At 60.7% G+C, this 13146-nt stretch carries 12 protein-coding genes and 1 pseudogene; 10 read left to right on the top strand and 3 right to left on the bottom strand.

Annotation, left to right across the window (positions count from 1 at the left end):
• Positions 1–26 precede the first annotated feature (26 nt).
• From AC3I0A_RS01250 to AC3I0A_RS01225, 6 genes are all read left to right on the top strand, one after another.
• On the top strand, positions 27–263 hold the full coding sequence (locus tag AC3I0A_RS01250; RefSeq protein WP_489375831.1) for a DUF7683 domain-containing protein: 237 nt from the start codon (positions 27–29) through the stop codon (positions 261–263).
• A gap of 127 nt (positions 264–390) precedes the next feature.
• The gene (rfbB, locus tag AC3I0A_RS01245; protein ID WP_489375830.1) at positions 391–1473 is read left to right on the top strand and encodes a dTDP-glucose 4,6-dehydratase; all 1083 of its coding nucleotides are present in this window, start codon (positions 391–393) and stop codon (positions 1471–1473) included.
• Positions 1474–1555: 82 nt separating this feature from the next.
• Positions 1556–2101, top strand: a complete 546-nt coding sequence (rfbC, locus tag AC3I0A_RS01240; RefSeq protein WP_489375829.1) for a dTDP-4-dehydrorhamnose 3,5-epimerase — start codon at positions 1556–1558, stop codon at positions 2099–2101.
• A 56-nt stretch (positions 2102–2157) separates the two neighbouring features.
• Positions 2158–3966, top strand: a complete 1809-nt coding sequence (locus AC3I0A_RS01235) for a sensor histidine kinase (RefSeq protein WP_489375828.1) — start codon at positions 2158–2160, stop codon at positions 3964–3966.
• Entirely contained in the window at positions 3963–5363 is a 1401-nt protein-coding gene (locus AC3I0A_RS01230; RefSeq protein ID WP_489375827.1) for a sigma-54-dependent transcriptional regulator, read from the top strand. The genes AC3I0A_RS01235 and AC3I0A_RS01230 overlap by 4 nt, the downstream gene beginning before the upstream one ends.
• 49 nt (positions 5364–5412) lie before the next feature.
• Positions 5413–5868, top strand: coding sequence for a thioesterase domain-containing protein (locus AC3I0A_RS01225; RefSeq protein WP_489375826.1), 456 nt, complete (start codon positions 5413–5415; stop codon positions 5866–5868).
• 254 nt (positions 5869–6122) lie between these two features.
• Here AC3I0A_RS01225 and cysQ read toward each other — a convergent pair whose 3' ends face one another.
• Both cysQ and nudE read right to left on the bottom strand, forming a co-directional pair.
• Positions 6123–6950, bottom strand: coding sequence for a 3'(2'),5'-bisphosphate nucleotidase CysQ (gene cysQ / locus AC3I0A_RS01220; RefSeq protein ID WP_489375825.1), 828 nt, complete (start codon positions 6948–6950; stop codon positions 6123–6125).
• An 11-nt stretch (positions 6951–6961) separates the two neighbouring features.
• Positions 6962–7528: an ADP compounds hydrolase NudE gene (gene nudE, locus AC3I0A_RS01215; RefSeq protein WP_489375824.1), complete on the bottom strand. Its 567-nt coding sequence runs from the start codon at positions 7526–7528 to the stop codon at positions 6962–6964.
• Between the two features lie 89 nt (positions 7529–7617).
• Here nudE and yrfG point away from each other — a divergent pair, with 89 nt between their 5' ends.
• Positions 7618–8280 carry a GMP/IMP nucleotidase gene (gene yrfG, locus AC3I0A_RS01210; RefSeq protein WP_489375823.1) on the top strand — a complete coding sequence of 221 codons (663 nt, stop codon included), beginning with the start codon at positions 7618–7620 and terminating at the stop codon, positions 8278–8280.
• A 115-nt stretch (positions 8281–8395) separates the two neighbouring features.
• Here yrfG and AC3I0A_RS01205 read toward each other — a convergent pair.
• Positions 8396–8593 (bottom strand): annotated as a pseudogene (locus AC3I0A_RS01205) (LysM peptidoglycan-binding domain-containing protein); the annotation flags it as partial.
• Between the two features lie 77 nt (positions 8594–8670).
• Here AC3I0A_RS01205 and AC3I0A_RS01200 point away from each other — a divergent pair.
• From AC3I0A_RS01200 to AC3I0A_RS01190, 3 genes are all read left to right on the top strand, one after another.
• Positions 8671–9558 carry a LysR family transcriptional regulator gene (locus AC3I0A_RS01200; protein ID WP_489375822.1) on the top strand — a complete coding sequence of 296 codons (888 nt, stop codon included), beginning with the start codon at positions 8671–8673 and terminating at the stop codon, positions 9556–9558.
• Between the two features lie 104 nt (positions 9559–9662).
• A complete protein-coding gene (fdhD, locus tag AC3I0A_RS01195; RefSeq protein ID WP_489375821.1) occupies positions 9663–10502 on the top strand; it encodes a formate dehydrogenase accessory sulfurtransferase FdhD in 840 nt (279 codons plus the stop codon).
• Positions 10499–12847: an FdhF/YdeP family oxidoreductase gene (locus tag AC3I0A_RS01190; protein WP_489375820.1), complete on the top strand. Its 2349-nt coding sequence runs from the start codon at positions 10499–10501 to the stop codon at positions 12845–12847. Before fdhD ends, AC3I0A_RS01190 begins: the two co-directional genes overlap by 4 nt.
• Positions 12848–13146: the final 299 nt, after the last annotated feature.

Here is a 13146-nt window from a genome sequence, read left to right as displayed (position 1 = left end):
TATCGGGATCAATGGAGAAAACCTGGATGAAAGATAACCTCTCACACATGATCATGGGCCTTCAGCCTGATGACGACTTCCCATGCTTTGAAAAAAACCTGGCCATTTCAACAATCGATCTTGTACCGATCATGGGTTGGCAAAACGACAATGACTGTGTCTTTGACTATCACCTCACCGAGCAACAAATTCGCGATATAGAGAAATCCTGCTCATTGGAGTTACCTAAACATTTAGTGCTTTTTCTGATCACTGACGCCTGATTGCTATTCAAACCTGCCCCACCCGGCCTGACCCGAAATCTGATCAACCCCTCTTGCACAGCCCCGCACCTACCGACAAGCTATGCCCATTCGCTCTACGCCCGTCTTACGGAAGAAGGCTACCGATATGCGCATTCTCATAACCGGCGGCGCCGGTTTTATTGGTTCGGCCCTGATCCGCCATCTGATTCAGCACACCGAGCATGAAGTGCTCAACCTGGACAAGCTGACCTACGCCGGCAATCTGGAGTCGCTGAGCAGCATAGCGACCGATACCCGCTATGAGTTCGTGCAGGCCGATATTGTCGATCAAGCCGCTGTCAGCGCAGTGCTGGCGCGGTTCCAGCCCCATGCCATCATGCATTTGGCGGCGGAGTCTCATGTCGACCGCTCCATCGATGGTCCGTCGGATTTCATCCAGACCAACATCGTTGGCACTTACAGCCTGCTGGAGGCCACTCGCGCCTATTGGCAGACACTGGCCGAACCCGAGAAAAGCGCCTTTCGTTTCCACCATATCTCCACAGACGAGGTCTACGGCGACCTGCATGGCGTCAACGATCTGTTCACCGAAACCACGCCTTACGCACCGAGCTCACCCTATTCGGCCAGCAAAGCCGCGTCCGACCATCTGGTTCGCGCCTGGCAGCGCACCTACGGCTTACCTGTGCTGCTGACCAACTGCTCGAACAATTACGGGCCGTTCCATTTCCCCGAGAAACTGATTCCACTGGTGATCCTCAACGCCTTGGCCGGGAAACCGCTGCCGGTGTACGGCAACGGCCTGCAAGTGCGCGACTGGTTGTTCGTCGAAGATCATGCCCGTGCACTGCTCAAAGTGGTCACTGAAGGTGTGGTCGGCGAGACCTACAACATCGGCGGTCATAACGAGCAGAAGAACATCGATGTGGTGCGCGGCATTTGCAGCCTGCTGGAAGAGTTGGCGCCACAACGCCCGGCCGGCGTTGCGAAATTTGCCGAGCTGATCACGTTCGTCAAGGACCGCCCCGGTCACGACCTGCGTTACGCAATCGATGCCAGCAAGATCGAGCGCGAACTCGGCTGGGTTCCCGAAGAGACCTTTGAAAGCGGCCTGCGCAAAACCGTGCAGTGGTATTTGGATAACCTGGAGTGGTGCCGCCACGTTCAGGACGGCAGCTATAAAGGCGAACGTCTGGGCTTCACTGATTTCAAGGATCTGATCGCCTGATCGAGACATTGTTCTAATATGCCCGTTTTCCGGGCAACGCCGATCACGGCCATTACCCGTTCACTATTGCTGGAGAAAACCAATGAATGTAGTCACCACCGACCTGCCCGGTGTTCTGATCATCGAACCCAAGGTGTTTGGTGACGAGCGCGGTTTCTTCTATGAAAGCTTCAATGCCAAGGCTTTCGAGGCAGCAACCGGTCTGAACACGCAGTTTGTTCAGGACAACCATTCCCGCTCGCAAAAAGGTGTGCTGCGCGGTTTGCACTATCAGCTTGAAAACACTCAGGGAAAACTGGTGCGGGTCACCGCCGGCGAAGTACTTGATGTAGCAGTGGACATCCGCCGCAGCTCGCCGCATTTCGGCCGCTGGGTTGCCGTGCGTTTGTCGGCTGAAAACCATCGCCAGCTCTGGGTCCCGGAAGGTTTCGCCCATGGTTTCGTGGTGCTGAGCGACTTCGCTGAATTCCTCTACAAAACCACCGACTACTACACGCCATCGGCCGAACGCTGCATTCGCTGGGACGACCCGACTCTGGCCATCGACTGGCAGGTCAGTGAAACACCGCAGCTATCGGCAAAGGATCTGGCCGGCAAAACTCTGCAAGAGGCCGATTTGTTCCCGTGAGCGTTCTCGTTCGCGGCTAGGCATAATGCGCTTGTACCCACAGGCGCTCGACAACCATGACTCCAACCCTTCCCCGCAGACCCCGTTGGCGCAGTCTGGCGCTGCTCGCCTTGTGCCTGGCGCCGTTGCTGTGGCCGCTGGAGCACCTGGCCGAGCGTTACTACCGCAGCGAACTGGCGGGGCAGAACCGTCAGACCCTCGATCTGTACGTCGCCAACCTGCTGGGCACGCTGCATCGCTACGAAGTGCTGCCGCAGATCCTTGGTGATTTGCCGGCCCTGCGTGCCACGCTTGCCGCGCCGGACCAGAGCGTCACTCAAAATCATGCCAACCAACTGCTCAAAGACATCTGCGTCCAGACCGGTGCCGAAGTCATGTACCTGATGGACCCCACCGGCAAAACCCTGGCGGCGTCCAACTGGGACAAAAAAGACAGTTTTGTCGGGCGTAATTTCTCTTTCCGGCCGTATTTCATCGAAGCCATGGCCGGGCGCCTGGGGCGCTTCTTCGGCCTGGGAACAACTTCAGGCAAACGCGGTTATTTCTTTGCCGCCGCCGTGCGCGATGGCGAGCAAATCATTGGCGTACTGGTGACCAAGGTCGACCTCGACCACACTGAAAGCCTGTGGGGCAAAACCCCGGAACAACTGCTGGTGACCGACCACAACGGCGTGGTGATCCTCACCTCGCGGCCGGAATGGCGCTTTCGCGCGACCCGCCCGCTGACCGACGAAGAGCGCAAGGCGATTACCGCGGTCCAGCCGTACCCGACCCGCGATCCGCAGCCACTGGAGCTCATTTCTGACGCCTGGTTGACCCAGACCCGGCAAATCGAGGAAACCGGCTGGAGCGTCAGCATCCTCGCCCCGCGCACCCTGATTGACCGCCCGGTGCGCACCGTGGTGGCGATCGGCGGCGCGACGCTGTTGGTGTTGATGCTGCTGCTCGGCCTGATGATGCAGCGGCGGCGTCATTACCTGGCCCGCATCGCCTTCGAAGCCAAGGGCCGTCACGAGCTGGAGATACGCGTCGCCGAACGTACCAGCGACCTCGAAGGCCTCAACCGTCGCCTCAAACAGGAAGTGCTGGAGCGCGAACATGCCCAGCAGGAGCTGGTCCACGCACAGGATGATCTGGTGCAGGCCGGCAAGCTATCGGCGCTGGGCACCATGTCGGCAAGCATCAGCCACGAACTCAATCAACCGCTGGCGGCGATTCGCAGCTACGCGGAAAACGCCGAAGTGCTGCTCGATCACGATCGCACCGAGGACGCCCGCGGCAACCTGAAACTGATCAGCGAGCTGACCGAACGCATGGCCTCGATCATCGCCCACTTGCGGGCCTTCGCCCGTCGCGATCGGCATGCGCCGGAAAGCGTCGCCCTGCAACCGGCGCTGGACGATGCACTGGCCTTGCTGGCCAAACGCAGGCGCGCCATGGAAGTGGAATTGATCCGCGACCTGCCGGCCGCCACCCTGTGGGTCGAGGCCGGAGAAACCCGCCTGCGCCAGGTGCTCGGCAACCTGCTGGCCAATGCCCTCGATGCGCTGACCGAAAAGGGCCCACCGCGCAAACTCTGGCTGAGTGCCGAATCCACCGCCGAGGGCGTCAACCTGTACATTCGCGACAATGGCCCGGGGTTTTGCATGGAAGCCCTCGGCCGCGCCAGCGAGCCTTTCTACACCACCAAGACCCGCACCCAAGGGCTCGGGCTGGGACTGGCGATCTGCGACACCCTGATGCGCGCCTTTGGCGGTGAACTGTCATTCGCCAACCACCGCGATGGCGGCGCCTTGCTAACCCTGCGACTGCGCGCCGGTGCGCCGGGAGTCAACCTGCAACCCTCCGAGGACCGTAGTGCATGAGCAACGCAATCGACAACCGCATCCAGGTGGTGTTGATCGACGACGATCCACATTTGCGCCAGGCCCTGAGCCAGACCCTCGACCTCGCCGGGCTGAAAGTCCTGCCGCTGGCTGAGGCCAAGGGCCTGGTCGGGCGTCTTGAACGTGACTGGTCGGGCGTGGTGGTCAGCGACATTCGTATGCCCGGCATGGATGGCCTCGAACTGTTGACCGAACTGCACGAGCAAGACCCGGAGCTGCCGGTGCTGCTGATCACCGGTCACGGTGACGTGCCGCTGGCGGTGCAGGCGATGCGCGCCGGGGCCTATGACTTCCTGGAAAAACCCTTTGCCAGCGACGCCCTGCTCGACAGCGTACGTCGCGCCCTGGCCTTGCGCCGGCTGGTGCTGGACAACCGCAGCCTGCGCCTGGCCCTGAGCGACCGCAATGAGCTCAGCACGCGGCTGGTAGGACAGTCGGCGCCGATGCTGCGTTTGCGCGAGCAGATCGGCGCTCTGGCAGCGACCAAAGCCGATGTGTTGATCCTCGGCGAGACCGGTGCCGGCAAGGAGGTGGTGGCCCGTGCGCTGCACGATCTGTCGAACCGTCGCAGCGGGCCATTTGTCGCGATCAATGCCGGCGCCCTGGCGGAATCGGTGGTCGAGAGCGAACTGTTCGGCCACGAACCGGGCGCTTTCACCGGCGCGCAAAAGCGCCGCATCGGCAAGTTCGAATTCGCCAACGGCGGCACGCTGTTCCTCGATGAAATCGAAAGCATGAGCCTGGATGTGCAGGTCAAAATGCTGCGCTTGCTGCAAGAACGGGTAGTCGAGCGTTTGGGCGGCAATCAGCTGATCCCGCTGGATATCCGCATCATCGCCGCGACCAAGGAAGACTTGCGCCAAGCGGCGGATCAGGGGCGTTTTCGCGCCGACTTGTATTACCGCCTGAACGTCGCACCATTGCGCATCCCACCGCTGCGCGAACGCGGCGAAGACGTGTTGATGCTGTTCCAGTACTACGCCGACGAAGCCAGCGCCCGCCACGGCCTGCCGCCCCACGAACTGCAACCGAAGCAACGGGCATTGTTGCTGCGCCATAACTGGCCGGGCAATGTGCGCGAACTGCAGAACGCCGCTGAACGCTTCGCCCTCGGCCTGGAACTGGCCCTGGACAACAGCGCCCCGGACGGCAGCGGCGCACCGATTACCGCAGACATCAGCGGCGGCCTGAGCGAGCAAGTGGAGAGCTTCGAGAAAACCTTGATCGCCGCCGAGCTCGCACGCTCCCACAGCTCGCTGCGCAGCCTCGCCGAAGCCTTGGGCATTCCGCGTAAAACCCTGCATGACAAACTGCGCAAACACGGCCTGAGCTTCGCCGACGGCGGCACCCACAGCAGCGCCGACGAACTCGATTGAGCCATGCCGACTAATCTTTGAATAGCATCCTGAAACAAGAGGTCCGTGCATGAACCGCGACAGTCGTCACCTGGAATCAATCCTCCATAGCGACATCCCCCTCACGCGGGACATGGGCCTCAAAGTGCTCGACTGGCAGACCCGACAACTGCGCCTGCACTTGCCGCTGGAAGCCAACGTCAATCACAAAAGCACCATGTTCGGCGGCAGCCTGTACTGCGGCGCGGTGCTGGCCGGTTGGGGCTGGCTGCATTTGCGCTTGCGTGAAGAAGGCATCGAAGACGGGCATATCGTGATTCAGGAAGGACACATCAGCTATCCGTTGCCGGTCACCAGCGATGCGACAGCGATTTGCGATGCGCCGAGTGCGGCGGTATGGAAAAAGTTTCTGGCGATGTACCAGCGTTACGGACGGGCCCGGCTGACGCTGCACTCACGCATCGTCAATGCCGGCAGCGATGAGGAGGCAGTGCGGTTTACCGGGCAGTATGTGTTGCACAGGTAGTTTGGGCGCTGACTTCAAGATCCACCCCTCACCCTAACCCTCCCGGAACGCCGGACCGCCCCAAAGGGGCGAGGGAACTGATCTCGGGTGTCTGTCGAGCTGCTGCGACCTGTGAAACCAAGTCGATTGTGGATTCAGCCTGGTACTTTCAGGTCGCAGAACATCCTCAGAAACCCACATTCTGCTCCCTCGCCCCTTTGGGGCGGGGGCGTTCCGGGAGGGCTGGGGTGAGGGGTGGATTTTGGATCTGACTTTCAAGACCGGGCCAACACCAACAACCTCTCCCGCCAGGCGGCTTTGGCCGGCAACGCCAGGAAGAATGCATTAAGCAGCGATTCGCGCGCCGGATAACTGAATGGTTCGCCGTTCAAATTCAGCACCTCGCCACCCGCCCCTTCCAGCACGCCTTGTGCGGCAGCGGTGTCCCATTGGGACGTCGGCGCCAGGCGTGGATAACAATCCGCAGCCCCTTGCGCCAACAGGCAGAACTTCAGCGAACTGCCGATGTTCGCCAATTGCAGCTCACCCAGGCTGTCACTCAACCCGGCCAGCAAACGCTCCTGCTCAGGACTCGAATGCCGACGGCTGGCGACCACGGTGAACGCCTCCCCCGCGGCCGGAGTCTCGCGCACATGGATCGGCGCAGGCTCAGCGCCTTTGTCCGCACGCCAGGCACCCAGGCCGGCCCCACCGAAATAGCAGCGGCCGTTGGTCGGCATCGACACCACGCCAAACACCACGCGGCCCTGTTCGATCAACGCGATGTTGACGGTAAATTCTTCACTGCCGCAAATGAATTCCTTGGTCCCGTCCAGCGGGTCCACCAGCCACCAGCGCTGCCAACCGGCACGCACGCTCAACGGGATGTTCGCGTCTTCTTCCGAAAGCACCGGGATACTGGGGTCCAGCGCCGTCAGACCGGCGAGGATCAGATGATGAGCCGCCAGGTCAGCCGCGGTCACCGGCGAGTCATCAAGCTTGGCGGTAACCGCTACGTTGGCGCGCCAGAACGGCAGGATGGCTTCACCAGCCTGAAGTGCCAGTTCGATGACCGGCGCCAATAACGGATGGGGGAGATTCATGGAAAACTCGCTCATGGCTGGAATGCCCCACGCTCGGTCAGCAGATCACGGGCCAGGTACAACGCCGCCAAGGCACGGCCTTCGGTGAATTGCGGGTTCTGCGCCAGAGCAGACAATTCCCGCAGATTGACGCGATCCACGCGCATCGGCTCGGGCTCGTCGCCCTCAAGTCGTTCTTCGTAAAGCTCGGTCGCCAGCACCACCTGAATCTTCTGGCTCATGTAACCGGGCGACAACGACAACTCGGTCAGATGCTCAAGCTGACGCGCGCCAAAACCGGCTTCTTCCTTGAGCTCCCGCTCGGCCGCCGCCAACACATCTTCGCCGGGCTCGATCAGCCCCTTGGGCAATGACAATTCGTATTCGCCAGTGCCGCCGCAATACTCTTCGATCAATACCGCATGGTCGTCATCGACCATCGCCACAATCATCACCGCGCCATAACCGACACCCTTGCTGACCAATCGCTCATAGGTACGTTCGACGCCATTGGAAAAGCGCAACTGCAACTCTTCGACGCAGAACAAACGACTGGTGGCGACGATCTCGCGGGCGAGTACGGTGGGTTTCTGGCGCATGACAAGCTCCTTGGCGTGAACGCGCTACTATACCCGGGCTTTCCCGATTGTTTGTGTCGGATATCTTTCTATCGTTCGAGAAGTTTTCCATGCCCTCATTGCCCTGGCGCGACATCGATACCGTTCTGCTGGATATGGACGGCACGCTGCTGGACCTGCACTACGACAACCATTTCTGGATGGAACACCTGCCCCAGCGTTACGCCGAACTGCATGGCGTGAGCCGGGCCATGGCCGAGCTTGAGCTGCAACCGTTGTTCGAGCGCAATGCCGGTCAGTTGCAGTGGTACTGCCTGGACTTCTGGAGCGCGGAACTGAAACTGTCGGTGCGCGAACTGAAACTGGAAACCGCTCATCTGATTGCCCTGCGCCCGGGCGCCGACACCTTTCTGGAGGCGATCAAGCAGGCCGGCAAGCGTGTGGTGCTGATTACCAACGCCCACCGCGATTCACTGTCATTGAAGCTGGAGAAAATCGAACTGGCGCCGTATTTCGAACGCCTGATCAGTTCCCACGATTACGGCTTCGCCAAGGAAAGCCCGCAGTTCTGGGATGCCTTGCAAGCCGACATCGGCTTCGACCCGGCCCGCAGCCTGTTTATCGACGACACCTTGCCGATCCTGCGCAGCGCCCGCGACTTCGGGGTTGCGCATCTACTGGCAGTCAGCCAGCCGGACAGCCGCAAAGGACCGAAAGACACCGCAGAATTTGCGGCCGTGGGGGATTATCGGGAGTTGATAGCAGGGCTTTAGACCGAGTCGGTCGAGCGCGACCCCGGCTCATCGCGAGCAGGCTCGCTCCCACAAGGTCAGCGCAGATCCTGTGGGAGCGAGCCTGCTCGCGATTGCCTTCACGCGGTTTTGAAAGTTATTCAGGAATCCGCAACACCTGCCCCGGATAGATTTTGTCCGGGTGCGACAGCATGGGTTTGTTGGCTTCGAAGATTTTGTTGTACTTGTTGGCGTCGCCGTATTCAGCCTTGGCAATCGCGCTGAGGGTGTCGCCTTTTTTCACGGTGACGAAACGCGCCGCCGGAGCGACAGGGCCGGTCACGGTGATCTGGTCGCAGGAGCGAGGTTGCGATCCGACCAATGACTCAAAGCGCGTTAGAATCCCCAGCCTGACCGCGCCCTGGAGCGAAGATGGACATCAAACAGCTGAAATTCCTCATTGCCCTCGACGAAACCCGTCACTTCGGCCAAGCCGCGGCCCGCTGTCACATCACTCAGCCAACCTTGTCCATGCGCTTGCGCAGCCTCGAAGAAGAGCTCGAGTTGCAGTTGGTCAACCGCGGTCAGCGCTTTGAAAGTTTTACCGCACCGGGCGAGCGTGTGCTGGCCTGGGCCCGCACCGTGCTGGCAGCCTACGACGGTCTGCAAGCCGAGGCCGCGGCTTGTCGCGGCAATCTGGTCGGGACCTTGCGTCTGGGCGTCGTGCCGCTGTCGAGCTTCGACCCGCTGGCGCTGATGCAACGCCTGCACAAAGAACACCCGAGCCTTCGCTTCGAACTCTCGGCACTGAGTTCCGAGGAGATTCTTGAGCAACTGGCGAGCAATCGCCTCGACCTCGGCGTTTCGTACCTGGAGCGACTGGACAGCGAACGCTTCGACTCGCTGGCGTTCAGCGAATCCCGCATGGGCCTGCTCTACGACCAACGCTTCTTCAGCTTCGGCGAAAAGCCCTTGAGTTGGGAGGCGCTGATCGAGTTGCCGCTGGGCATGCTCACCAGCGGCATGCACTTTCGCCAGTCCATCGACCACAACTTCCATAGCCGCGGCCTCAACCCGCAACCGCTGCTGCAAACCGACGCCGTCCATCAACTGCTACAAGCGGTACACGGTGGCCTGTGCTGCGCGGTGATACCCCTGGACGGTGGCCTTGAAGCCTTGACCGACGACTTGCGCCTGCAACCGATTGAAGACGCCCAGACCCTCGCCCGCCTGGGCTTGATCATGCGCCGCGGCGCACCACGTTCAGCCTTGGCCGAGGCCTGTTTTGCGCTGTATGAACAATCGCTGACAGAGTCTTGATCGACGGCATCTATCGGCAGATCGGTATAAGCGATTAGACGCGACACTTTGACGCGCCTAGTCTTATCAGTAGTCAATACGACCTGAAACTGCCGGTAATACTCATGAACGCCAAGCGCCCGACCCGCGCGGCGCCTGCCCTTGAAACGCCCGCGCCCGCCGCCAGTCAGAGCTACCACTACTGCAACCTTGAGCAAACCGAATCGGCCAGCACTGCGCTCGCTGAGGAAGTTGCATTGGCGATTGCCTACAATGGCATCAACCAGGCGGTGATGCTGGTCACCCCGAGCGACCTTGAAGACTTCATCGTCGGCTTTAGCCTGGGCAGCGGCATCATTACCGACGTCTGCGACATCTACGACCTGCAACTCAGCGGATCCGGCTCGGCGCAGTACGCGCAAGTGCAGATCGCCAGCCGCGCCTTCTGGAACCTCAAACAGCAACGCCGCCAACTGGCCGGCACCAGCGGTTGCGGGCTCTGCGGGGTAGAAGCGGTTGAGCAGGCATTGCCTGATCTGCAGGTGTTGCCCGGCGCGCCCTTGCCGCCGGCCGAGTGGCTCGACGGGTTGCGTCAGCGCATCAGTGCTTTTCAGCCATTGGGTCAGCACAGCGGCGCAGTGCATGCGGCAGTGTTCATGAACAACCAGGGCGAACTGCTACTGGGTCGCGAAGACATCGGTCGGCACAACGCCCTCGACAAACTGATCGGCGCGCTGATCCGGCAGAACATCCCCACTGCTGGCGGCCTGGCCATTGTCACCAGCCGTTGCAGCCTGGAATTGATCCAGAAAGTCTTGCGCGCCGGCATTCAGACCTTGGTCAGTCTGTCGTCGCCCACCGGCCTGGCCCTGCAATGGGCGCGCCGGCACAACCTCAATCTCATCCACCTGCCGCAAAAAAGTGCGCCGCGGGTCTATAGCCCAGCGATGGAGAATCAAGCGTGAGTCCTCAGCATCAAGCCGACCAAAAGCCAACCCCGCGTTACAAGCCCTACAGAGGCGCGGCCGGCGGTTGGGGCGCACTGATCAGCGTCGCTCAAGCCTGGTTGACCAGCGACAACGCACTGAAAAACCTCCGCATGATGCTCAAGACCAACCAGAACGGCGGCTTTGACTGCCCGGGTTGCGCCTGGGGCGACTCGCCGGAAAGCGGCATGGTCAAGTTCTGCGAAAACGGCGCCAAAGCGGTCAACTGGGAAGCCACCAAACGCCGGGTCGACGGCACCTTCTTCGCCAAACACAGCGTCAGCTCATTGCTGGAACAGAGCGATTACTGGCTCGAGTATCAGGGTCGCCTGACCGAACCGATGAGCTACGACGCTGAAACCGATCGCTACACACCCATCAGCTGGGATGCGGCTTTCGCGTTGATCGGCAAACACTTGCAGAACCTCAGTAGCCCCGATCAGGCCGAGTTCTATACCTCCGGCCGGGCCAGTAACGAAGCGGCATACCTTTATCAGCTGTTCGTGCGCGCGTTTGGCACCAACAACTTCCCCGACTGCTCGAACATGTGCCACGAAGCCAGCTGTGTGGCCCTGGAGCAAAGCGTCGGTGTGGGTAAAGGCACAGTAACCTTCGACGATTTCGAACACGCCGATGCGATTTTCGTCTTGGGGCAGAACCCTGGCACCAACCACCCACGAATGCTCGAACCGCTGCGCGAAGCAGTGAAACGCGGCGCTCAAGTGGTCTGTGTCAATCCGCTCAAAGAGCGCGGACTGGAGCGCTTCCAACACCCGCAACACCCTATCGAGATGCTCACCAACGGTGATCGCCCGACCAACACCGCCTATTTCCGGCCGGCGCTGGGCGGCGACATGGCGTTGCTGCGCGGTATGGCCAAATTCCTGCTGCAATGGGAGCGCGAAGCGCAGCTGACGTATGAACCGGCGGTGTTTGACCACGACTTCCTCAACGAACACACCGCTGGTGTGCTCGATTACCTGGCCGCCATCGACAAAACTCCATGGGAACAGATCGTCGAACAGTCCGGGCTGCCCCTGACCGATATCGAACAAGCCGCACACATGTACGCCAAGAGCAAAAATGTGATCATGTGCTGGGCAATGGGCATCACCCAGCATCGCCATTCGGTAGCGACCATCCAGGAAATCGCCAACCTGATGCTGCTGCGCGGCAACGTCGGCCGGCCGGGCGCCGGCCTGTGTCCGGTACGTGGCCACAGTAACGTGCAGGGCGACCGCACCATGGGCATCAACGAGCGCCCTGCGGCATTCTTCCTCGATGCGCTGGAGCGGCGCTTCCAGTTCAACGTACCGCGGGAAAACGGTCACAACGTGGTGGAAGCGATTCATGCGATGCTCGACGGGCGCTCGAAAGTCTTTATCGGCCTGGGCGGCAACTTCGCCCAAGCCACCCCGGACAGCACACGGACCTTCCAGGCCCTGAGCAACTGCGACCTCACCGTGCAGATCAGCACCAAGCTCAACCGCAGCCATCTGGCTCACGGTAAAGCAGCGCTGATTCTGCCGTGCCTGGGCCGTACCGACATCGACATGCAAACCGAAGGCCCGCAAGCGGTGACCGTGGAAGACTCGTTCAGCATGGTCCACGCCTCCAACGGCCAGTTGCAGCCGCTGTCCAGACAGATGCGTTCGGAGCCATCGATCATTGCCGGCATCGCCGCCGCGACATTGGGTACACACCCGGTGGACTGGAACTGGATGGTGGCCGACTACAGCCGCATCCGCGAGCTGATCGCCGACACCATTCCCGGCTTCAAGGACTTCAACCAGCGTATCGAGAACCCGGGCGGTTTCTACCTGGGGAGCTCTGCCGGTGAGCGGCGCTGGAACACCCCGTCAGGCCGCGCCAACTTCCGCGCGAACGTCCTGCCGGTCGATCTGGTGCACGAGCGCACCCGCGCCACTGGCGTGCTGCCAGACCTGATCATGCAGTCGATGCGCTCCCACGATCAGTACAACACCACCATTTATGGCCTCGATGACCGGTATCGCGGTGTGAAGGGACAACGTGATGTGTTGTTCGTCAACGAAGCCGACATTATCCGTCTGGGCTTCAAACCCGGGCAGAAGGCTGACATCGTGTCGATCTGGGACGATGGTCGCGAGCGTCGGGTAAAAGGCTTCACCTTGCTGGCGTTCGATATTCCCGCCGGACAAGCCGCTGCCTATTACCCGGAAGTGAACCCGCTGGTGCCTCTGGAAAGCACCGGCGATGGCAGTCACACACCGACATCGAAGTTCATCGCGATTCGATTGGAAGCGGCGAGTGATAATGGGTTGATCATGGCGAAGTCGGCGTAAGGCAGGAGAATTTGCGTCGTCGGCAAGGCCGTCTTCGCGGGCAAGCCCGCTCCCACAGGTATTGCGCTGTCCCTTGTGGGAGCGGGCTTGCCCGCGAAGGCGTCAGAGCGATCAATAGAGATCTACTTGCCGCCCACCACCAATAACTTTCCTGCGCCCACAAAAAAGGCCGTTTCCCCACGAAAACGGCCTGTCACCAGTAGCAAAAGACCGGCGAAAAACACTTAAGTTCCACCCAAAAAACAGTAACTTATAGAATTGTGTACAAGTCGTGTTACTCGTCGGATTTCGATTGTAAC

It is taken from the genome of Pseudomonas sp. KH_024_B2 (assembly GCF_057839965.1).
The sequence above is the reverse complement of the archived record's forward strand: the minus strand, read 5'-3'. Positions and strand labels throughout refer to the sequence as shown.